The sequence below is a fragment of the Bordetella genomosp. 7 genome, assembly GCF_002261265.1.
In the GTDB taxonomy this organism is placed as follows: Bacteria; Pseudomonadota; Gammaproteobacteria; order Burkholderiales; family Burkholderiaceae_B; genus Bordetella_A.
The window spans coordinates 567,508-587,216 of sequence record NZ_NEVK01000004.1 but is presented as its reverse complement, the minus strand read 5'-3'; the positions used below and the strand labels follow the sequence as shown (position 1 = coordinate 587,216).

Here is a 19,709-nt window from a genome sequence, read left to right as displayed (position 1 = left end):
CGGCCGGGCATCAGGGTGCGCCGAGCCAGCCGCCTACGCTGGCCGGGTCGACCCGCGCCAGTTCATGCGGCCGCTGGTCACGCCACAGTGTCAGGCTGTCGCCGGCGTGCAGTTCCACATAATCGCGCGGGCCGGCCGCCGGGGTCTGCACCCTTACGGTTCCGGCCTGTACTTGCACTTGCAAGGCGTCGGGGGTTGCCCGAACATTGAATCGGGTATCCGGCACGGGAACGCGGGTGCCGACGATTTCAATGGTGTCCGGGCCGTTGCTCACTTCAAAGGCGGCGCGGCGCTGCCAGCGCACATGGAAAAATGCCTCGCCGCTGCCCAGCGCGATGCGACGCCGCCGGGAAAAATACGCGACGGCCAGGGCGGTATTGCGGTTGAGCGCCACGGTGGAATCGTCGGGCAGCGTCAGCTTGAGCAGTTCGCCGCTGCCCGTGCGCGCCTGCGTGCTGTACTGGGGCGACGTGTCGCGCATGACCCAACTGGCGGTAAATAACAGCGCCAGCCCCAACAGCACGACGCCGGCGCCTATCGTCAGCCAGCGCCGCGTGCGAGTCCATACCTCGGTGGCCATATCGTTCGGTGTTGTCCTGGGAACCAAGAGTGTAGCGCCCGGGCGGATCAAGGGGCGCGCAGCAGGGGGTACGGATTGATGGCGCCGCCCGATTGATATATGCCGTAATGCAGATGCGGCGGTGTGCCGCGCGCGTTGCCGCTGTTGCCGACGTAGCCCAGCGGCTCGCCCGGCGCCACCAGTTTGCCCGGGGCGGCGGCCGCGTAGCCGTCCAGGTGCGCGTAATAGTGCATCTGCCTGCCCGGGCCCAGCACCCACGCGACCTTGCCGCCTATGGGCGTGGTGTCCAGGCGCGTTACCACGCCCTCTGTGGCTGACAGCACCGGCGTGCCGCGCGGCGCGAATATGTCGATGCCCTCGTGGCGGCGATCGGCGCCACGGGACGCGCCCCAGGTGTCGGCCAGTTGCTGTGGCGCGACCCCGGCCACCGGGACGGGCAGGGCGGTGGGCGCGGGCTGGAGACTCAACCTGACGATGTGCCAGGGCGCGCGCCAGCCGTCGGGCAGGCGGGGCCAGCCCCACCAGGCCAGGGCGCCCAGCGCCACGAGCAGGGCCAGGCGCTTTGTTGCGCGCCAGAGCCAGGACAATCTGGTGAGTCGAGCAGTCATGAGGGTTGGATGGCTGGCTGCCGGCCGGGTTCCGCAGCCAGAAAACCGTGGACGGCCGAAAAACTATGTGCTAGAGTTTGCCGCTATGAAATTCGCGTCCCCCGCTTTTTATTTTTATTTTTTTGGGTTTCTGAAGCCGCTGGCGGAGGAAGGGGCACGCTCAACCTGAAGTTCGTACCGAATCCCTCAAAAAAGCCGCCAGCACCCTGGCGGCTTTTTTGTGCCGTCAGCCTGGCGGGTCATCCAGGAGCTTTACCGTGTCGCACAATACCGACGACTTACGCATTCGCGAAATCAAAGAACTGAACCCGCCGTCGCACGTCATGCGCGAGTTTCCCTGCACCCAGCAGGCATCCGAAACCGTTTTCCAGGCGCGCCAGGGCATGCACCGCATCTTGCACGGCATGGACGACCGCCTGATTGTCGTCATCGGCCCTTGTTCTATTCACGATACCCGTGCGGCCCTCGAGTACGCATCGCGCCTGAAGCCAGTGCGCGACCGCCTGCTCGGCGAACTCGAAATCGTGATGCGGGTGTACTTCGAGAAGCCGCGCACCACGGTGGGATGGAAGGGGCTCATCAACGACCCGGCGCTGGACGGCAGTTTCGACATCAACCGCGGTATCCGGGTGGCCCGCGAGCTGCTGCTGGACATCAACACGCAGGGGCTGCCCGCCGGCTGCGAGTTCCTGGACATGATCACCCCGCAGTACATCGCTGACCTGGTGTCCTGGGGCGCCATCGGGGCGCGCACGACCGAAAGCCAGGTTCATCGCGAGCTGGCTTCCGGGCTGTCGTGTCCGGTGGGTTTCAAGAACGGCACCGACGGCAATGTGAAGATCGCCGTCGATGCGATCAAGGCCGCGTCGCAGCCGCATCATTTTCTTTCGGTGACCAAGGGCGGGCACTCTGCCATTGTCGCAACGGCTGGCAATGAAGACTGCCACGTGATCCTGCGCGGCGGCAAGGCGCCCAACTACGATGCGGCCAGTGTCTCGGCGGCATGCCAGGAAATGGCCAAGTCGGGGTTGGCGCAGCGCGTCATGATCGACGCCAGCCACGCCAACAGCAGCAAGAAGCCCGAGAATCAGCCGCTGGTGGCCGACGACGTGGCGCGCCAGGTCGAGGCCGGTGATGCACGCATTGTCGGCCTGATGGTAGAGAGCCACCTGGTAGGGGGGCGGCAGGATATGCTGCCGGGGGAACCGCTGGTCTACGGCCAGAGCATCACCGACGGCTGCATCGATTGGGACGCTTCGGTGCAGGTGCTGGAACGGCTGGCCCGCGCCGTGAAAGAGCGGCGCCGGGTGCTGGCCACCGCCGGCAAATAGGCGCACGGGGGCGGGCACGGCCACGGCGCCAGCCACAGGCGGCCGCCAGGCTGCGGGCGGCGTAGAATGGAAGGTTCCAAATCTTTCCTGCGTTGATGTCGCCATGAATGCACCCGCCACAGCCGAAACCCTGCGCCGCCCGGTTCCTTCTTCATGCCTGGATGCCCTGCGCGCGCAGTTCGCTGACCGCCTTTCTGTGTCGCACGCCGTGCGCGAGCATCATGGGCGCGACGAATCGCCGTATCCGCCCATGCTGCCCGATGCTGTGGTGTTTGCCGAAACCACCGAAGAGGTGGCGGCGGTGGCCCGCCTTTGCAATGAGCATCGCGTGCCGCTCATTCCCTACGGCGCCGGGTCATCGCTGGAAGGCCATCTGCTGGCCATCCAGGGCGGTATCAGCCTGGACCTGTCGCGCATGAACCAGCTGCTGGCCGTCAATGCCGAAGACCTGACCGCCACGGTACAGGCCGGGGTGACACGCAAGCAACTCAACGAGCAGATCCGCGATACCGGCTTGTTCTTTCCCATCGACCCGGGCGCCGACGCCAGCCTGGGCGGCATGGCCGCGACGCGGGCATCGGGCACCAACGCGGTACGGTACGGCACCATGCGCGAGAACGTCGTGTCGCTGACGGTGGTCACTGCCGACGGTCGCGTCATCCGCACTTCGAGCCGGGCGCGCAAGTCATCGGCAGGCTACGACCTTACCCGCCTGTTCGTGGGCAGCGAAGGCACGCTGGGCATCATCACCGAGGTAACCGTGCGCCTGTATCCGCAGCCCGAGGCAGTGTCCGCAGCGGTTTGCAACTTTCCGGTGCTCGATGAGGCCGTCATGAGCGTCATCGAGATCATCCAGATGGGCGTGCCCGTGGCCCGGGTGGAATTCATGGATACGGCCGCGGTGCGCGCGGTCAATCTGCACAGCAAGCTGAACCTGCGCGAATCGCCCATGCTGGTGTTCGAGTTCCACGGCAGCCCTGCGGGCGTGCAAGAGCAGGCCGCACTGGTGCAGAGCATCACGGCCGACCACGGCGGCATGGATTTCGAGTGGGCCGAGCGTCCCGAAGACCGCAACCGGCTCTGGACGGCGCGGCACAATGCCTACTTCGCGGGGCTGCAGCTGCGGCCCGGTTGCCGCGCCAGCACGACCGACGTCTGCGTGCCCATTTCCCGGCTGGCGGATTGCGTGCGGGAAACCGTCGACGAACTTGAACAGGCCAGCTTTCCCTACACCATCGTCGGTCACGTGGGCGACGGCAATTTCCACGTACTGATGTTGCTGGATCCCGACAGCGAAGCAGAATGGCAAGAGTCTGAAACCATAAATCACAATTTGGTGCGGCGCGCGATCGCCGCCGACGGCACGTGCACGGGCGAACACGGCATCGGCCTGCACAAGATGCAATTCATGGCAGATGAGCACGGCCCCGATGCGCTGGCCCTTATGCGCAGCATCAAGCATGCCCTGGATCCTCACAATATCCTCAATCCGGGCAAGGTAATCAGCTGGTAGCCGGGGCGGGCGGGGTTTGGTTGGGGCGTGCGTGTGCGGGTAAATCCGCTCTGCCGCGAACGATAGGCGCGCGCTATCGTTGCGCTCATGAATTCCCTGGCAGAACCGAACCTCAGTCACGCCTCGCAGCCTTTCTCCGCCACCCGCGTCATCGACGCACTGCACGGGGTGTTGCCGGCCCATTGCGTGCTCCACCGTGAAGAAGACACGCGCCCATACGAATGCGACGGCCTGTCGCTGTATCGGACGCTGCCGCCCGTCGTGGTGCTTCCCGAAACCGAGGAGCAGGTGGTGGCCGTACTGCGGCTGTGCAAGCGCATGAACGTGCCCGTGGTGGCGCGCGGCGCCGGCACGGGCCTGTCGGGCGGCGCCATGCCGCATTCACAAGGCATATTGGTGGGGTTGGCCAAATTCAACCGCATCAAGCACGTGGATGTGGCCAGCTGCACGGCCGTCGTCGAGCCGGGGGTGCGAAATCTTGCCATCTCCGAGGCGGCCGCGCCTTATGGCCTGTATTACGCGCCAGACCCGTCGAGCCAGATTGCCTGCACCATCGGCGGCAACGTGGCTGAAAATTCAGGGGGCGTGCATTGCCTGAAATACGGCCTGACTGTGCATAACGTGTTGCGCGCGCGCGTGGTCACCATCGAGGGCGACGTGGTCGAGCTGGGCTCCGATGCGCCCGACGCTCCGGGGCTGGACCTGCTGGCGTTGTTCGTCGGCTCCGAAGGCATGCTGGGGCTCGTGACCGAAATAACCGTCAAGCTGATACCCAGGCCTGCGTGCGCGCAGGTGATCATGGCCAGCTTCTCCAGCATCGAGGCCGCCGGGCAGGCCGTGACCGACGTCATCGCTGCCGGCATCATACCGGCCGGGCTCGAGATGATGGATCGACGGGCGGTGCAGATGGTCGAGCCCTTCGTCAATGCGGGCTACGATCTCACGGCGCAGGCCATACTGCTGTGCGAATCCGACGGCACACCCGAAGAAGTCGCCCACGAAGTCGAGCGCATGGAGGCGGTTTTCCGCCAGGCCGGCGCCACGCGCCTGCAGGTCTCGCGCGACGAAGCCGAACGGCTGCGGTTCTGGGCAGGGCGCAAGAACGCCTTTCCCGCTGCAGGCCGGATCTCGCCCGACTATTACTGTATGGACGGCACGATTCCTCGTCGCCACCTGGCGCGCGTGCTGGGCGCCATCGAACAGATGGAAGATGAGTTCGGGCTGCGCTGCGCCAATGTGTTTCACGCGGGAGACGGCAACCTGCATCCGTTGATCCTGTTTGATTCCAATAAGCCCGACGAGGTCGAGCGGGCGGAAAAATTCGGCGCGGCAATTCTTGAGCTGTGCGTGCAGGTGGGAGGCACCCTGACCGGAGAGCACGGGGTGGGAATGGAGAAGATAAATCAAATGTGTGTGCAATTTTCGCGTGATGAACTGGACGCGTTTCTTGCAGTGAAGAGGGCGTTTGACCCTCCTGGCCTGCTGAACCCCGAAAAGGTCATACCGACCCTGGCTCGCTGCGCGGAATACGGCAAGATGCACGTACACGCGGGCCAAATAAGTTTTCCCGATCTGGCGCGCTTCTAGGGCTGCGCTTTATGGAATTTGTCCTCAGGGAACTGTGCGAGCAGGTCATGACGGCGCGCGCCGGCCACCGGCCGCTGTTTGTGATGGGCGGCGGCAGCAAATCGTTCTACGGCAACTACCGGGCGGTGACGCCCCAGGACGGCCACTGCCTGCTCGACATGACCCCTTACAACGGCATCATCAGCTACCAGCCGTCCGAGCTGGTTGTGACGGCGCGCGCCGGCACGCCGCTGGCCATGCTGGAAGCGGTGCTCGATGAACAGGGGCAGATGCTGGCGTTCGAGCCGCCGCATTTCGGGTCGACGGCCACCGTTGGCGGCTGTGTGGCCGCGGGCCTGGCCGGGCCGCGCCGGATGGCGGCAGGGGCGGTGCGCGATTACGTGCTGGGCGCGCGGTTGCTCGATTCGCAGGGCCGCGTTCTGTCATTCGGCGGCGAAGTCATGAAGAACGTGGCGGGCTACGATGTATCGCGGTTACTGGCCGGGTCGCATGGGATCTTCGGCGCGATTCTCGATGTATCGCTCAAGGTGATGCCGCGGCCCTACGAGGAACGCACTGTTCGTTACGACGCCACAGAGGCGCAGGCGCTGCAACACTTCGCGGCCTGGCGCGCCCGGCCGCTTGCGGTGTCGGCCAGCTGCTGGGTCCCGGCCGATGGCGACGAAGGCTGCGTGACGGTACGCCTGTCCGGCGCTCCTGCGGCGGTACGCTCGGCAGCCAGGCACATCGGCGGCGATGAAATGGACCCGGCCGACGCGCAACGGTTCTGGACGTCGCTGCGGGAGCAGACGCATCCGTTTTTCAGCCGCGGCCTGCCCCTGTGGCGCCTGGCTTTGCCGCCGGCGGCGCCGGGGCTGGGGCTGGACAGGCCGGCACTGATCGAATGGGGCGGCGGCCAGCGTTGGGTCAGCGGCAACGCCGACGCGCATGCGATGCGCGAGCTTGCGCAGCGGCTTGGCGGACACGCCACGTTGTTCCGCGCCAACGGCACGGCGACCCCGGACGATGGCGTGTTCCATCCGCTTTCGCCCGGCGTGGCGGCGATTACGCGGCGCCTGAAACATGAACTGGATCCGGCCGGCTTGTTCAATCCAGGCCGCCTGGTACGGGAGCTATGACCCGGTATGCAAACTAATCTTGCTTCCTGGGCGCGTGACACCGACAACGGCCGCGAGGCCGACGCTATCCTGCGCCGCTGCGTGCATTGCGGGTTCTGTACGGCCACGTGCCCGACGTACCAGGTGCTCGGCGACGAGCTGGATGGGCCGCGCGGCCGCATCTATCTCATCAAGCAGGTGCTTGAAGGCGCGCAGCCCTCCCATTCGACTCAACAGCATCTGGACCGCTGCCTGACATGCCGCAACTGTGAAACCACCTGTCCGTCGGGGGTGCAGTACGGGCACCTGGTCGATATCGGGCGCCGCCTGGTCGACGAAAAGGTGCGGCGCCCGTGGCGCGACCGCATGATGCGGCTGCTGTTGCGCAAAGGAATGAACTCCGCCCTGTTCGCTGCGGCGATGCGCGCGGGACAGATGCTGCGGGAACTGTTGCCGGCCGCGCTCAGGCGCAAGGTGCCGGTGCGGCGCGACCCGGGGCGGTTGCCGGACACCAGGGGCCATGCGCGCCAGGTGCTGCTGCTGGCCGGCTGTGTGCAGCCAGCCATGATGCCCACCATCGATGCCGCCACCGTGCGCGTGCTGGATGCGATCGGCATCGGGGCGCGTGCGACGCCCGGCGCAGGGTGCTGCGGAGCCATCAACTTTCACCTCGACGCCCAGGACGAAGCGTTGGACCAGATGCGGGCCAACATCGATGTCTGGTGGCCGATGGTCGAGCGCGGCGAGATCGAGGCCATCGTGATGAATGCGTCCGGGTGCGGCGCCATGGTCAAGGAATACGCCCACCATCTGCGCAAGGACGCGCGCTATGCCGGGAAAGCGGCGCGCATCGTCGAAATGGTAAAGGACGTAGCCGAGGTCGTGGCTCCGCATGCGCCGGCATTGCGCACCCGCATGGCACGCGCCGGCAAGGCGGCATTCCATCCGCCTTGCACGTTGCAGCACTGGCAGGGCCTGCGCACAGTCAGCGAACGCCTGCTGGCCGATCTGGGGTTTGAGCTGCAGCCTTTCGCCGACACCCATCTGTGTTGCGGCTCGGCGGGCGCCTATTCGGTGCTGAACCCCGACATGGCGCTGGAACTGCGCGACCGCAAGCTCAAGTCCATCGCGGCGCAGGCGCCGCCCATCATCCTGTCGTCGAACATGGGTTGTGTTGCCCACCTGCAAAGCGGTACCGATACGCCGGTGCGGCACTGGATCGAGATCGTGGACGAACTATTGCAGGCGCAGACGACGAAGTCGTAGCGCGGCCGCGTTGGGGCAGGCGCGGGCCTACCTGGCCTTGGGCGCGCCCGCGGACAGGAATCTGTCGCCCTGGTGCTTTTTCAGCGCCCCGGACAATGCGCGCTCATAGTCTGGGCGGGCCTGCTCCAGCCGCGCACGGCCGGCATCGGTAAGCACCGTATAAACGCCGCGCCTGTCGTCCGGACAAAGGTCGCGCACGGTCAGGGCGGCGCGTTCGAGCCGTTCGACCATGCGCGAGACCGAACTCTGGTTCAGCCCCAGGTGCGAGGCCAGGTCCTGCATGCGCAGTTCCGCGTTTTCGGCTTGCGCCAGGGCGGCCAGCGCACGGTATTCCGACAGCCCCAGGCCGTGGCCGGCCTGCAGCGTCTTGCCCAGGTCGTTCTCGACTGCCGCAACCACCTGGATCAGGTGCAGCCATGCGTCGCTCTTCTTGCTCATTCCGGAACCGATGTCAGCCTGCAGAAAAGCACATTTTCGCATATGCATGGCCATGCAAGTTGGCGCCCATGCCCGTCATGGCGCGCGGCCGCGCGCCCGGTGCGCATGAAAGGGCTTGTGGGCCGGCGGCACCGCGAGCCGCGCCGAGGCCGCAGCGGGCCAATCCAGCGGGTCGTGCGCGAAGATCCGATAGGTGTCGCGGTAGTCGAATCCATGCGCGGCGGCCTCGTCGCGGCTGGCTGCAAACCAGATCTGCGTCACACCCGCATAAAGCGCGGCCAGGTAACACAGGGCACATGGTTCGCCAGATGCCAGCAGGATCGTGCCGGGCAGGCGCGTCGCACCTGCCCGTGCGCAGGCATTGCGCATGGCCTGCACTTCCGCGTGGGCCGTAGGATCATGGTGTTCGCGCACCTGGTTCACACCACTGCCCAGCACGCGGCCATGAACATCCAGCACCATGGCAGCAAAGGGTATGCCTCCGCGGTCCACTTGGCGCAGTGACAGCTCCACTGTTTCCTGCATGCGCTTGAGAATGAGTTCCTGGGGTTGGCCGTTCATTGCCTGGCCCCCGAGGCTGCGCCTTGCGCGAGTGTCGCGAGCCGCGCGCTGTCGGCCAGCTTCAGCCACACCACGCCCGCGATGATCACCGCCAGCCAGAACGCCTGCGCCAGGGTGAGCGGCTGGTGCAACATTACGCTGCCCAGGGCGGCTGCACCCACCGAACCTATGCCGGCCCATACTGCGTAGCCGATGCCCACGTCGATGGTGCGCAGCGCCACGCTCAGCGTGTATAGCGTCAGCAGGAAAAACACCCCGGCGGCGAGTGACCAGTCCAGAACTGTGAAGGCCTTGCTGCTGGCTACGCTCAGTGCGTAGCCGATCTCGAAAGCACTTGCCAGCATCAGCATCAGCCAGGCTCGCCCGTTGTTTGTTTGCTTTTCAGTAGTCATGTCGTTTCCCATCCTTTTCTGTTAAGCCGCGCCGCTTAGCCGCAGGCCCACCACGCCGCCTATCACAAGCAATATACCGAGTAGTTTCTTGCCGGTTATCGGTTGACCGAAGAACAGTGCGCCGAGTATCACAATGCCCACGCCGGCCACTGACGTCCAGATTGCGTAGCCCACGCCCACATCGAAGGTGAGCAGGGCAAGGCTCAGGAAAAACGTCGCGATGGCGCCGCTGGCAAGCGTGGCGACCGTCCAGCCGAGACGGGTGAATCCCATGGCCTTGCCTGCGCTGACGGCGACGGCGATCTCGAACACTACGGCGACGCTCAGATAGATCCAGTTCATGTTGTTTCCTTAAATAGAGACCAGGGCGCTGGCCAACGCAGCCGGGGCCGGTATGCCGCGGAAGGTCTGGTTGCCCACGATGATGGTTGGTACGGAGGTGATGCCCAGGACATCGCGCGCGTGATGCTGCGCCGCGCGGTGTGCGCCGCTGTATCGGCCGGAATCAAGCGCTTGGCGGGCTTCTTCTGAGTCCAGCCCCGATTGCCCGGCCAGCCGTACCAGAACTTCGGCGTTGCCGATGTCCTGACCGTCCTGGAAAAATGCGCGCAGAACCTGCATGGTGTACGAATGGCCCCGGCCACGCTCTTGAGCCAGCCACAGCAGCTCGCTGGCCAATCGGGTGCGGGGTTGAGGAGAAATCGCAGGCAGGCGGATGGGCACGCCGAGCCGTTCAGCCAGCGGATAGACGGATTGCCGCCAGACTTCAGGCAGGTACGCGTCCTGCGGCTTGAGCGTCGGCACCGGGTAGGGCCTCAGTTCAAAGGCCCGCCAATCGATGCGGAACTCGTTGCCGGCCAGGCTTTCCGACAGGGTCTTTTCTGCCAGCAGGCAGTACGGGCATACAAAGTCGGAGTAGACGGTGATGGTATGCATGGGTTCTCCATATAAATGCATGTGCATGCATATTATTGGCGTTGCGCAGGCATGTCAACATAAATGTATGTGCATGCATTTATTTAGCGGGCGTACGAAAGATAAGCCGCATTTGTCGCGGCTTGGGAGAATGTCGGGGAAGGGGGGCGGCGGCCCACGCGGGGCCGCGACGAAGGGTCAGACGTCCGGCCGCAGGGGCCAGGCGGCCGGTCCGGCGGCTTGGTTCAGCCCAGCTGCGTACGGGTCCAGTCGAGCAGGGCGGCCGTCAGGTCGCGCAGATCGCTCTTCAGCTTGGCATAGTTGGCGGTGGGGCGCAGGCTGGTTTCATCCATGTAGAGTTTGCGGTTGATCTCTACCTGCAGGCTGTGACGGCCTTGCGAAGGTTGGCCGAAGGCACGCACCAGCTCAACGCCCTTGTAAGGGTCGTTGACAGTAACGTCGTAGCCGCGCTCGGCCAGCCAGGCCGCGACGAACTCGCGGAACGCCGGATCGCTGGTCGAGCCGTCACGGTCGCCCAGCACGAAATCGGGATGCACCAGGCCAGGCTTGTCGGTGGCGTACGCGCCGGCGACGCTGGGCATGGAGTGGCAGTTGATGTGCCAGACCTTGCCGTGGCGCGCATGTGCGGCGTCGATCAGCTGGCCCAGGCGCGCGTGGTATGGCTTCCAGCAGGCATCGATGCGATGCCGCACTTCGTCCACGCTGAGTTTGCGGTCGTACAGCGGCGTGCCGTCATCCAGCATGCGCCATACCAGGCCTTTGCCCAGCTTTACCTTGGGCGATTCCGGCAGCGGCTCGGGCCAGGGCTGATCGAGCAGTTGCGGATCGATTTCTTCGACCGAACGGTTGGCGTCGATATAGGCGCGTGGAAACGAGGCCGCGATCAGCGGCACGCCCATCGATACCGCATCGCCCCACAGGTCATCGACCCAGGTGTCTTCCGCCGTGCGCAGTGCGCCCAGGGGCGCCGATGATGCGAAATCCGGGGGGTAGGCGGTGCCGCTGTGCGGCGAGTCCAGCACCAGGGCGGCCGAGGCTTCGGGATAGTCGGCGGGCAGCGCCAGGCGATAGGACAGGGGTTCGGTGATGAGCATGGGGATGGCAAGGCAAAAGCGGAAAAGCCTCCGCCCGGGGAGGGCGGAGGCCCGATCGATCAGTCGATCTTGACGTTGGCTTCTTTGGCGATACGCTTGTTCTTGGCGATTTCGGCCGAGATCTGCTGGGCGTATGCGTCGGGCGTGTTGGCCACGGGCGCGGCGCCCAGGTTTTCCAGGCGTTGGATCACGGCAGGGTCAGCGCTGGCCTTCACGACGGCGGCGTACAGCTTGTCGACGATGGGCTTGGGCAGATTGCCCGGCGCCACGAGCCCGAACCAGGACGAATCGTTTACGGGTTCCAGCCCGGCTTCGGCGAAAGTAGGCACGTCCGGCAGCGCGGCGACGCGCTTGGGCGAGGCCACCGCCAGCGCCACGAGCTTGCCGGCCTGTATGTGCGGCAGCGACGAAGGCAGGTTGTCATACAGCACGTCCACCTGGCCGGCCAGCGTGTCGTTCAGCGCCGGGCCGACGCCACGATAGGGCACGTGCATCAGGTCGGTGCCGGACGCCATCTTGAAGAGTTCGCCCATCATGTGGGACACCGAGCCGTTGCCGGCCGAGGCGTACGCAAGCTTGCCCGGCTCTTTCTTGACCAGCGCAATGAACTCGGCCATGTTCTTGGCCGGCACCTTGGGGTTGACGACCATGACGTTGGGCACGGCTGCCAGGTTCGAGATCGGCGTGAAGTCTTTCTCGGCGTCGAAGGGCAGGTTGTGGTAAATGGCCGGGTTGATGCCATGGGTGCTCACCGTGGCGATGCCCAGCGTGTAGCCATCGGGTTCGCTGCTGGCCAGCTGGGCGCTGCCGATAGAGCCGCCGGCGCCAGCCTTGTTTTCCACCACCACGGGTTGGCCCAGCACCTTGCCGAGCTGGTCGGCGAACAGGCGGCCGACGATATCGGTGGTGCCGCCGGGCGGGAAGGGCACGACCAGGCGTATCGGTTTGTTGGGATACGCGTCCTGGGCGTGGGCGATGCCTGCGCCCAGCGGCGAGGCCAGCACGGCGGCCAGAGACAGGCCTAGAATGACATTGCGACGTTGCATGGATTCCCCTGAAAGAAATAGTCGGTGCGTTGCGATTCGCAAACTCCACGATTCTGGGCGGCGCGCGCCCATTTGCGCAAACGAAAGATTCTCCGTAAGCTATTCCTTTTGGTCATGCTTGTTGTTGTAATTCGTTACGAATTGCCTCGCGCCCGATGCGCCGATTCTGTCCTTCCCTTACCGACCTCCGGGCCTTTGAAGTCGCTGCCAGACATAGCAGCTTCACGCGGGCGGCTCAGGAACTCTGCGTAACGCAGGGGGCCGTCAGCAAACAAGTGAAACACCTCGAACAGTTTCTTGGGGTGGAACTATTCCTGCGCATCCGGCAGGGCCTGGTCCTGACGGAAGCAGGGCAAAGCTATCTGAAGAAAATCCAGGCGGGCCTGGGGCAGATCGAGGCTGCCACGGTCGAGCTTATCGCTCACCAGGGCAAGGGCGGCACGCTGTACCTGACCTGCATGCCCACGTTCGGCGCGCGGTGGCTTATTCCCCGCCTGGCGGCGTTCATGAGGGTGCGGCCGGATATCCATGTGGAGTTCCTGCCTCATCGCCTGGGCTACGACTTTTCCAACCATGAGCTGGACGCCGCTGTACGATTTGGCGACGGCATCTGGCCCGGCAGCGGGGCCGATTACATCGTGGGGCGGGATGTCGTGCCCGTATGCAGCCCGCGCCTGATTTCGGACGGCTGTGAGCAGGCCGACGAACTGTTGCGCTATCCGCTACTGCACCACACGTCCGCACTGGAAGGCTGGCGCGATTGGTTCGAGCAGGCCGGTTGCGACACGCGGCGCGCGCTCGAGGGCGCACGTTTCGATCAGTATTCCCTGTTGTCGCAGGCCGCCGCCGCCGGCTTTGGCATTGCGCTGATTCCGCGCTGCCTCATCGAAGACGAGCTTCGCGACGGCAAGCTGGCGTTGGCGTTGCAGTTGCCGATACGCGCACGCCAGGGCTATTACCTGTGCTACCCCGAGCAGAAGGCCAGCCTGCCCATCCTGCAGGCATTTCGCGCCTGGCTGATGGAGGTGTCCGCGGCGGCCGAGCCGCGTCCGGCAGAGGCATCCGCATCGGTCCGGGCCGCCTCGCTCTAAAATGGCCGCCATGTCACCTGCAACACTCCCCCCGATTTCCGGCAAAGGCCGCCGCGTAGTCGTCGGCATGTCCGGCGGCGTCGATTCGTCCGTTTCCGCCTGGCTGCTCAAGCAGCAGGGGTACGAAGTCATCGGCCTGTTCATGAAGAACTGGGAAGACGATGACGATTCGGAATATTGCTCGACCCGCCAGGACTTGCTGGACGCGGCCAGCGTAGCCGACCTGGTGGGTGTGGAATTCGAGTACGTCAATTTTGCCGCCGAATACAAAGACCGCGTCTTCGCCGAGTTTCTGCGCGAGTATTCGGCCGGCCGCACGCCCAATCCCGATGTGCTGTGCAACGCCGAGATCAAGTTCAAGGCGTTTCTCGACCATGCGATGACGCTTGGCGCCGACCATATTGCCACGGGCCATTACGCTCGGGTGCGCGCCATTGCCGGGCCGCATGGCCGCGAATACCAGTTGCTGAAAGCGCTGGATGCCACCAAAGACCAGAGCTACTTCCTGCACAGGCTGAACCAGGCGCAGCTGTCGCGCACCTTGTTCCCGCTGGGGGAAATCAACAAGACCGAGGTGCGCCGGATCGCCCATGAAATCGGGTTGCACAATGCCGCCAAGAAAGATTCGACTGGCATCTGCTTTATCGGCGAGCGGCCGTTTCGCGAGTTCCTGAACCGCTACCTGCCGAGCGAGCCGGGCGATATCCTGACGCCGGAAGGCCAGCGCGTGGGGCGCCATCACGGCTTGTCTTTCTATACGCTGGGCCAGCGCAAGGGGTTGGGGGTGGGCGGCGTCAAGGGCAGCCAGCGCGAAGACGGCACGGCCGACGCCTGGTACGTGGCCCGCAAGGACCTCGAACGCAATATTCTGTATGTCGTGCAGGGTCACGACCATCCATGGCTGCTTTCGAGCAGCCTGAAGGCGCAGGACGCCAGCTGGGTGGCGGGCCGTCCGCCGCAACCGGGCGACTACGGCGCCAAGACGCGTTACCGCCAGGCCGACGCGGCCTGCGCCATCGATGCCGTCACGCAAACCGATTTCGGGCTGTCATTCAGCCAGCCCCAGTGGGCGGTAACCCCCGGCCAGTCGGCCGTACTGTATGACGGCGATATTTGCCTGGGCGGCGGCATCATCGCCTGATGCCGCCCGGGCCGCGCGCACGTTTTTTCTATCAAGCCAAGGAGTAGTACGTGGATGTAGCAATGCTGGTTTGCCTGTTGGCGCTGGGAGCCGTGGTGGGGTTCGCGGCCGGCCTGCTGGGCATCGGTGGGGGGATGCTGCTGGTTCCCTTCCTGACAATGCTGTTTACCTGGCAGGGGATGTCGCCGGATCTTATCGTGCACGCCGCCATCGCCACGTCCATGACCTCCATTCTGTTTACTTCGGTATCCAGTGTGCGCGCGCACCAGCGCAAGGGCACCATTCAATGGAAGATCGTGTTCGCCATGGCGCCGGGCATCATCGTGGGCGGCTTGCTGTCGGGCGGCGCCGCGTTTGCGGCGTTGAGTACCGCCTGGCTGTCCCTGTTCTTTGCGCTGTTCGTGGGTTATTCGGCCTGGAGCATGTTGCGCAACAAAAAGCCCAAGCCGTCCCGCCAGATGCCGGGTATCGCGGGCACCACGGCGGCCGGCGCCGGTATCGGGTTCCTGTCGGGGCTGGTGGGCGCCGGGGGCGGGTTCCTGTCGGTTCCGTTCATGGTCTGGTGCAATGTCGCGCTGCACTCCGCCGTGTCCACGTCGGCCGCGCTGGGGTTTCCCATTGCCCTTGCCAATAGTGTCGGCTACGTCGTGTCGGGCCTGAACGAGCAGATCAGCCGGCCAGGCATGCTGGGCTACATCTATTGGCCGGCCTTGCTGGCCCTGGTGGCCACCAGCGTGCTTACCGCGCCGGCTGGCGCCCGCATGGCGCATCGCCTGCCCGTGGCCACGCTCAAGCGGGTATTTGCCTGCCTGTTGTTTGCGCTGGCCGCATACATGCTGGTCAAGGCCTGGCAGGCATTCGCGATGTAAGCGCACAACTGGGGTTGCGCCCGCTTGCGGGCGTGGCCCCATGCCCGGACGCATATGATCAGACTCCGGCGCGGCCCGCCGCGCGGCGGCCTGGCGGCGCCGGAAACCGCGCTTACCGCGGGGGCGCGCTGTCGATGAACGAGACGCGCGCCGACAGTTTTTCGTACAGGCGCGCCAGATGGGAATGGTCCGCGCGCCAGTCCAGCGACGCAAAACGGAAATCAAGGTATCCCAGCGCGCATCCCACGGCGATGTCGGCCAGGGTGTAGTTCACGCCCATGCAATGCGGCTGGTCGCCCAGGCTGGTGTTCATCGCGTCCAGAGACGCGTGAATCTTCCGATACTGGCGCTCGATCCAGTCCGGGCTGCGCTGCGTCTCGGGGCGTTGGTTTTCTTTTACGATCGTGACACAGGCGTCAAGCACGCCATCGGCAATGGCCTCCCAGCACTTGACTGCGGCGCGCTCGCGCCCCGATTGCGGAATCAGCCGGGCAACCGGCGACAGGGTATCCACGTACTCGACGATGACGCGCGAATCGAACAGAGCGCCGCCGTCTTCCATGACCAGGCAGGGCACTTTGCCCAGCGGGTTGTAGGTGTGGATCTGGGTGTCGGGAGACCAGACGTTTTCGAGTTCGAGCTGGAAGTCCAGCTTCTTCTCGGCCATGACGACCCGCACTTTGCGGACATAGGGACTGGTAAGCGAGCCGATCAGTTTCATGGAGGCCACAAGCGAAGTCGGAAAGCGGCCGCAGTATAGCAGGAGCGGTATCCGCTAATGTGCGAAGTTCTCTTTATGCCACGGATTGTTGCCAAGTTGTTACACAGCCTGGGTGATAAAATCGCCAGCCCGCCCGTTCATTCGTCTTTTCCCCCACTTCGCCATGCAAATCGCCGATCAGATCAGTTATCTCAATGCGCTGTCCCCATTGGACGGCCGCTACGCCGCCCGGGGCGATGCGCTGCGGGGGCTTTTGTCCGAGGCGGGCTTCATGGCCCATCGGGTCGAAGTCGAAGTGGCGTGGCTGGTGGCGTTGTCCGACGCCGGCCTGCCCGAACTGCCCCCATTCACGCAGGCCGCGCGCAGCCGGCTGGCCCAATTGGTGCGCGACTTCTCCGAATCCGATGCCGCCCGCATCAAGGAAATCGAACGCACCACCAATCACGACGTCAAGGCGGTGGAATACTGGCTGAAAGAGCAGGTTGAAGGCGACCCCGAACTGGCCCGCGCCGCCGAATTCATCCATTTTGCCTGCACGTCGGAAGACATCAACAATACGTCGCATGCACTGATGCTGACCCGTGCGCGCTCCCAGGTGCTGGTTCCGCGCCTGCGCCAGATAGCCGACACCCTGCAGGCAATGGCCGGGCAGCATGCCGACCAGCCGATGCTGTCGCGTACGCACGGCCAGCCGGCCAGCCCCACCACGCTGGGCAAGGAGTTCGCCAATGTGGCGGCCCGGCTGCAGCGCGCCATTGCCGCCATCGAGGCGGTCGAGCCGCTGGCAAAACTCAACGGCGCCACGGGCAACTACAACGCGCACCTGTCGGCCTATCCCGAGATCGATTGGCCCGCCTTCAGCGCGCGCGTGCTGGCCGGCCTGGGGCTGACGCAAAATCGCCACACCATCCAGATCGAACCGCACGACTGGATGGCGGCGCTGTTTGACGCCGTGGCGCGTGCCAACGTCATCGTGCTGGATCTCGATCGCGATATCTGGGGGTATGTGGCGCTGGGGTACTTCAAGCAGCGCCTGAAAGAAGGCGAGGTGGGGTCTTCCACCATGCCGCACAAGGTCAACCCTATCGATTTCGAGAATTCCGAAGGCAACCTGGGACTGGCCAATGCCGTGCTGCGCCATTTGTCCGAGAAGCTGCCGGTGTCGCGCTGGCAGCGCGACCTTACCGACTCCACCGTGCTGCGCAACCTGGGGGTGGGGTTCGGGTACAGCCTGGTGGCGTGGGACTCGTGCCTGCGCGGCCTGGGCAAGCTGGAAGTGAATGCCGCCGCCATCGATGCGGATATCGACGCATGCTGGGAGGTGCTGGCCGAGCCGGTGCAGACCGTGATGCGTCGCTACGGGTTGCCTCAGCCTTACGAACAGCTCAAGGCCCTTACCCGGGGCAAGGGCATCACCGAAGAAGCCTTGCGCGAATTCATCCAGGGCCTGGAGTTGCCCGACGAACCCAAGGCGCGCCTGCTGGCCATGACGCCCCGCACGTACGTGGGGCTGGCGGCGCAACTTGCCCGGGCGATATAGTCCGTACACTGCCGGTCGTCCGGCTTTGTCTGTCCTTCACGGGAGATTATTCATGAAGCAGTTCCCCATGTTGGCTCTTGCCGCCTGTATCAGTGTCACGTCGCTGTGGCCCGCTGCGGCGCATGCGCAGTTCGCCAAGCCGGCCGACGCCATCAAGTACCGGCAGTCGGCGCTCGCGCTGATGGGCTCGCATTTTGGCCGCATGCAACCGGTCATCAAGGGCCAGGCGCCGTACGATGCCGAGCAGATCAAGGCGAATGTGCAAATCCTGAATACGCTGGCCGCCTTGCCCTGGGCTGCGTTCGGGCCGGGCACCGAAGGCGGCGATGCGCGTCCGGAAGTCTGGAGCGATGCGGCCGGTTTCGAGCAGAAGCGCGAACGGTTCGCCCAGAGCATGACCAAGCTTACCGCGGCGGCTGATTCGGGCGACCTGGACAAACTGCGCGCGGCTTTTGGCGATGTGGGAGCAAGCTGCAAGGCCTGCCACGACTCGTACCGGAAGAAGAAATAACGGCTGTCCGTGGCCGAAAAGCAAACCCCCCGGCGCCCTTGCGGGCGCCGGGGGGTCTGTCTTGTATGGTTGGGCGGCCAGCTAAAACGAGAAGCTGGCGACCACTTCCAGCGACCGTATCCAGAATACGAGCGCGGCGGCAAGGCCGGCGACCAGCAGGGCGCGCAGCCATATGTGCAGCCCGTCATCGGCGGGCGGGGTGCCGGGCGGCACATCCTGCGGGCGAGCGTCTCCGGTGATCATGGTGCGCACCAGGCGTTTGCGGCGCACTACCGCATACCAGGCCACGGCCAGCAAGTGCAGGCAGACCAGGCCTATGATGACCCACTCGTTGGTGCCGTGCCACGACGTAAACCATGCCGACAAGGGCTCATCGACGCGCGCGTAGAGCGGGCCTTGCGTCATGATGTCGTCGGTGGCGAACAGGCCGCTGACTGCCTGGAAACCCACAACGGCCAGCAGGGCGAGCACAGACCAGGCGCCCAGGGGGTTGTGTCCGGCCGGGGCCATCGCCCCTTGCAGATAGCGTTTGACCGCTGCGGGGCCTCGCACGAAGGTGGCGAACCGGGCATAGCGCGGCCCTACCAACCCCCACATCAACCGGAATGCCACCAGCCCCAGCGTGGCCAGGCCGAACCATACATGCCATTCCATGTACAAGCCGCCGAGCTTGACGCTGATGTATGCGCCGACGATGCAGGCGGCCAGGGCCCAGTGGAACAGGCGGGTGGGAAGATCCCAGATGCGTACGGACGAACGTGTGTGCTGCATGGGCAAGACAAAAGAAGGCGACGACGCCGACTTTAGCATGCGTGCCGGCGATGCCGGCCGGGTCAGGCAGTGCGGGATTCCGGGCGGCGCACCGGCTCGATGCGGTGCACGTGTTCGTGGCGAAAGCGGATACGCATGGCGGGGCCGACGGACTGCCCGCACGGCCGCACCAGGTCAGTGGTGTAGGTCACCGTGCCGTTGATCGGCGCGTTGTAGATCACGGTGGCGCGGATTTCGGGCCCGTTGGCAGGTTTGAGGTGCACCACGTCGCCCACGTGAATAGGCGTGTGGTCGAGCTTGCAGTGGCGGTCGCGAGGCAGGAGCTGGGCGACGTTCAGGGGGTGGATGGATCGGTTCATATTGTTTCCTTTCGAGTTGTCGTTATGGAAATGCAGCAACGTGCGTGCGCATGCAGGGGCGACGTGGCCTGTGTGCACTAGCTGGTACGATCGGGCATACGCAAGCGCAATGCGCTTCGATGCGGCTCGGGGCGGTTGCCGATGTCGGCGGGAAGTTGCCGCCCGCGTACCGGGCGGCAGCCATGGCAGGCACTGCGGCGCAATGACCAGCCGGATGGCTGCGACGGGATGACTTTATTGAATAGCCGGACGAATCG

22 protein-coding genes are annotated in these 19,709 nt (G+C 65.0%); 10 read left to right on the top strand and 12 right to left on the bottom strand.

Annotated features, from left to right (window positions below):
- Positions 1-10 precede the first annotated feature (10 nt).
- Together CAL19_RS09930 and CAL19_RS09925 are read right to left on the bottom strand one after the other, a co-directional pair.
- Positions 11-580 carry a FecR family protein gene (locus tag CAL19_RS09930; RefSeq protein ID WP_094796683.1) on the bottom strand — a complete coding sequence of 190 codons (570 nt, stop codon included), beginning with the start codon at positions 578-580 and terminating at the stop codon, positions 11-13.
- A gap of 47 nt (positions 581-627) precedes the next feature.
- Positions 628-1,188 carry a M23 family metallopeptidase gene (locus CAL19_RS09925; RefSeq protein WP_094796682.1) on the bottom strand — a complete coding sequence of 187 codons (561 nt, stop codon included), beginning with the start codon at positions 1,186-1,188 and terminating at the stop codon, positions 628-630.
- A 257-nt stretch (positions 1,189-1,445) separates the two neighbouring features.
- Between CAL19_RS09925 and aroG the strand changes: the two genes are divergently transcribed.
- The 5 genes from aroG to glcF all read left to right on the top strand — a co-directional run bounded on the left by aroG (position 1,446) and on the right by glcF (position 7,982).
- A complete protein-coding gene (gene aroG / locus CAL19_RS09920) occupies positions 1,446-2,519 on the top strand; it encodes a 3-deoxy-7-phosphoheptulonate synthase AroG (RefSeq protein WP_026638079.1) in 1,074 nt (357 codons plus the stop codon).
- 103 nt (positions 2,520-2,622) lie between these two features.
- Positions 2,623-4,032 (top strand): FAD-binding oxidoreductase, encoded by a 1,410-nt coding sequence (locus CAL19_RS09915; protein ID WP_094796681.1) that lies wholly within the window; start codon positions 2,623-2,625, stop codon positions 4,030-4,032.
- 87 nt (positions 4,033-4,119) lie between these two features.
- Entirely contained in the window at positions 4,120-5,619 is a 1,500-nt protein-coding gene (locus tag CAL19_RS09910) for an FAD-linked oxidase C-terminal domain-containing protein (RefSeq protein ID WP_094796680.1), read from the top strand.
- An 11-nt stretch (positions 5,620-5,630) separates the two neighbouring features.
- Positions 5,631-6,737 (top strand): glycolate oxidase subunit GlcE, encoded by a 1,107-nt coding sequence (gene glcE / locus CAL19_RS09905; RefSeq protein ID WP_094796679.1) that lies wholly within the window; start codon positions 5,631-5,633, stop codon positions 6,735-6,737.
- Positions 6,738-6,743: 6 nt separating this feature from the next.
- The gene (gene glcF / locus CAL19_RS09900; protein ID WP_094796678.1) at positions 6,744-7,982 is read left to right on the top strand and encodes a glycolate oxidase subunit GlcF; all 1,239 of its coding nucleotides are present in this window, start codon (positions 6,744-6,746) and stop codon (positions 7,980-7,982) included.
- Between the two features lie 27 nt (positions 7,983-8,009).
- Here glcF and CAL19_RS09895 read toward each other — a convergent pair whose 3' ends face one another.
- The 7 genes from CAL19_RS09895 to CAL19_RS09865 form a co-directional block, all read right to left on the bottom strand.
- Positions 8,010-8,420 carry a MarR family winged helix-turn-helix transcriptional regulator gene (locus CAL19_RS09895; protein ID WP_026638074.1) on the bottom strand — a complete coding sequence of 137 codons (411 nt, stop codon included), beginning with the start codon at positions 8,418-8,420 and terminating at the stop codon, positions 8,010-8,012.
- A gap of 75 nt (positions 8,421-8,495) precedes the next feature.
- On the bottom strand, positions 8,496-8,981 hold the full coding sequence (locus CAL19_RS09890) for a nucleoside deaminase (RefSeq protein ID WP_026638073.1): 486 nt from the start codon (positions 8,979-8,981) through the stop codon (positions 8,496-8,498).
- Positions 8,978-9,373: a DMT family transporter gene (locus CAL19_RS09885; RefSeq protein ID WP_051423592.1), complete on the bottom strand. Its 396-nt coding sequence runs from the start codon at positions 9,371-9,373 to the stop codon at positions 8,978-8,980. Before CAL19_RS09885 ends, CAL19_RS09890 begins: the two co-directional genes overlap by 4 nt.
- Positions 9,374-9,394: 21 nt before the next feature.
- Positions 9,395-9,715: a DMT family transporter gene (locus CAL19_RS09880; protein ID WP_026638072.1), complete on the bottom strand. Its 321-nt coding sequence runs from the start codon at positions 9,713-9,715 to the stop codon at positions 9,395-9,397.
- A 9-nt stretch (positions 9,716-9,724) separates the two neighbouring features.
- Positions 9,725-10,309: a DsbA family oxidoreductase gene (locus CAL19_RS09875; protein WP_094796677.1), complete on the bottom strand. Its 585-nt coding sequence runs from the start codon at positions 10,307-10,309 to the stop codon at positions 9,725-9,727.
- Between the two features lie 224 nt (positions 10,310-10,533).
- A complete protein-coding gene (locus CAL19_RS09870; RefSeq protein ID WP_094796676.1) occupies positions 10,534-11,403 on the bottom strand; it encodes an N-formylglutamate amidohydrolase in 870 nt (289 codons plus the stop codon).
- Between the two features lie 59 nt (positions 11,404-11,462).
- The gene (locus tag CAL19_RS09865; protein WP_094796675.1) at positions 11,463-12,449 is read right to left on the bottom strand and encodes a Bug family tripartite tricarboxylate transporter substrate binding protein; all 987 of its coding nucleotides are present in this window, start codon (positions 12,447-12,449) and stop codon (positions 11,463-11,465) included.
- Positions 12,450-12,604: 155 nt separating this feature from the next.
- On the opposite strand from CAL19_RS09865, the gene gcvA reads away from it, so the two are divergent.
- Genes gcvA through CAL19_RS09850 form a run of 3 tightly spaced genes read left to right on the top strand, consistent with a single transcriptional unit; the run spans position 12,605 to position 15,550 of the window.
- Complete coding sequence (gene gcvA, locus CAL19_RS09860) at positions 12,605-13,540, top strand: transcriptional regulator GcvA (protein WP_094796674.1); 936 nt, start codon at positions 12,605-12,607, stop codon at positions 13,538-13,540.
- A gap of 10 nt (positions 13,541-13,550) precedes the next feature.
- Entirely contained in the window at positions 13,551-14,681 is a 1,131-nt protein-coding gene (gene mnmA / locus CAL19_RS09855; RefSeq protein WP_094796763.1) for a tRNA 2-thiouridine(34) synthase MnmA, read from the top strand.
- A gap of 50 nt (positions 14,682-14,731) precedes the next feature.
- On the top strand, positions 14,732-15,550 hold the full coding sequence (locus CAL19_RS09850) for a sulfite exporter TauE/SafE family protein (RefSeq protein ID WP_026638066.1): 819 nt from the start codon (positions 14,732-14,734) through the stop codon (positions 15,548-15,550).
- Positions 15,551-15,662: 112 nt separating this feature from the next.
- Here CAL19_RS09850 and CAL19_RS09845 read toward each other — a convergent pair whose 3' ends face one another.
- Complete coding sequence (locus CAL19_RS09845) at positions 15,663-16,271, bottom strand: glutathione S-transferase (protein ID WP_026638065.1); 609 nt, start codon at positions 16,269-16,271, stop codon at positions 15,663-15,665.
- Between the two features lie 163 nt (positions 16,272-16,434).
- On the opposite strand from CAL19_RS09845, the gene purB reads away from it, so the two are divergent.
- Positions 16,435-17,811, top strand: coding sequence for an adenylosuccinate lyase (gene purB / locus CAL19_RS09840; RefSeq protein WP_026638064.1), 1,377 nt, complete (start codon positions 16,435-16,437; stop codon positions 17,809-17,811).
- Positions 17,812-17,863: 52 nt separating this feature from the next.
- Positions 17,864-18,322, top strand: a complete 459-nt coding sequence (locus CAL19_RS09835; RefSeq protein WP_026638063.1) for a c-type cytochrome — start codon at positions 17,864-17,866, stop codon at positions 18,320-18,322.
- Positions 18,323-18,403: 81 nt separating this feature from the next.
- Here CAL19_RS09835 and CAL19_RS09830 read toward each other — a convergent pair whose 3' ends face one another.
- Positions 18,404-19,093, bottom strand: a complete 690-nt coding sequence (locus CAL19_RS09830) for a cytochrome b/b6 domain-containing protein (protein ID WP_094796673.1) — start codon at positions 19,091-19,093, stop codon at positions 18,404-18,406.
- A 62-nt stretch (positions 19,094-19,155) separates the two neighbouring features.
- On the bottom strand, positions 19,156-19,452 hold the full coding sequence (locus tag CAL19_RS09825; RefSeq protein ID WP_026638061.1) for a hypothetical protein: 297 nt from the start codon (positions 19,450-19,452) through the stop codon (positions 19,156-19,158).
- Positions 19,453-19,709: the final 257 nt, after the last annotated feature.

Excerpts from the sequence above, each read along its gene's own strand:
- CAL19_RS09845 (WP_026638065.1), bottom strand. The coding sequence starts at position 16,271 with ATGAAACTGATCGGCTCGCTTACCAGTCCCTATGTCCGCAAAGTGCGG.
- CAL19_RS09835 (WP_026638063.1), top strand. The coding sequence starts at position 17,864 with ATGAAGCAGTTCCCCATGTTGGCTCTTGCCGCCTGTATCAGTGTCACG.
- CAL19_RS09930 (WP_094796683.1), bottom strand. The coding sequence starts at position 580 with ATGGCCACCGAGGTATGGACTCGCACGCGGCGCTGGCTGACGATAGGC.
- CAL19_RS09890 (WP_026638073.1), bottom strand. The coding sequence starts at position 8,981 with ATGAACGGCCAACCCCAGGAACTCATTCTCAAGCGCATGCAGGAAACA.
- CAL19_RS09880 (WP_026638072.1), bottom strand. The coding sequence starts at position 9,715 with ATGAACTGGATCTATCTGAGCGTCGCCGTAGTGTTCGAGATCGCCGTC.
- glcE (WP_094796679.1), top strand. The coding sequence starts at position 5,631 with ATGGAATTTGTCCTCAGGGAACTGTGCGAGCAGGTCATGACGGCGCGC.
- CAL19_RS09915 (WP_094796681.1), top strand. The coding sequence starts at position 2,623 with ATGAATGCACCCGCCACAGCCGAAACCCTGCGCCGCCCGGTTCCTTCT.
- CAL19_RS09825 (WP_026638061.1), bottom strand. The coding sequence starts at position 19,452 with ATGAACCGATCCATCCACCCCCTGAACGTCGCCCAGCTCCTGCCTCGC.
- CAL19_RS09870 (WP_094796676.1), bottom strand. The coding sequence starts at position 11,403 with ATGCTCATCACCGAACCCCTGTCCTATCGCCTGGCGCTGCCCGCCGAC.
- gcvA (WP_094796674.1), top strand. The coding sequence starts at position 12,605 with ATGCGCCGATTCTGTCCTTCCCTTACCGACCTCCGGGCCTTTGAAGTC.
- CAL19_RS09925 (WP_094796682.1), bottom strand. The coding sequence starts at position 1,188 with ATGACTGCTCGACTCACCAGATTGTCCTGGCTCTGGCGCGCAACAAAG.
- glcF (WP_094796678.1), top strand. The coding sequence starts at position 6,744 with ATGCAAACTAATCTTGCTTCCTGGGCGCGTGACACCGACAACGGCCGC.
- CAL19_RS09875 (WP_094796677.1), bottom strand. The coding sequence starts at position 10,309 with ATGCATACCATCACCGTCTACTCCGACTTTGTATGCCCGTACTGCCTG.
- CAL19_RS09910 (WP_094796680.1), top strand. The coding sequence starts at position 4,120 with ATGAATTCCCTGGCAGAACCGAACCTCAGTCACGCCTCGCAGCCTTTC.
- mnmA (WP_094796763.1), top strand. The coding sequence starts at position 13,551 with ATGTCACCTGCAACACTCCCCCCGATTTCCGGCAAAGGCCGCCGCGTA.
- CAL19_RS09885 (WP_051423592.1), bottom strand. The coding sequence starts at position 9,373 with ATGACTACTGAAAAGCAAACAAACAACGGGCGAGCCTGGCTGATGCTG.
- purB (WP_026638064.1), top strand. The coding sequence starts at position 16,435 with ATGCAAATCGCCGATCAGATCAGTTATCTCAATGCGCTGTCCCCATTG.
- CAL19_RS09895 (WP_026638074.1), bottom strand. The coding sequence starts at position 8,420 with ATGAGCAAGAAGAGCGACGCATGGCTGCACCTGATCCAGGTGGTTGCG.
- CAL19_RS09830 (WP_094796673.1), bottom strand. The coding sequence starts at position 19,093 with ATGCAGCACACACGTTCGTCCGTACGCATCTGGGATCTTCCCACCCGC.
- CAL19_RS09865 (WP_094796675.1), bottom strand. The coding sequence starts at position 12,449 with ATGCAACGTCGCAATGTCATTCTAGGCCTGTCTCTGGCCGCCGTGCTG.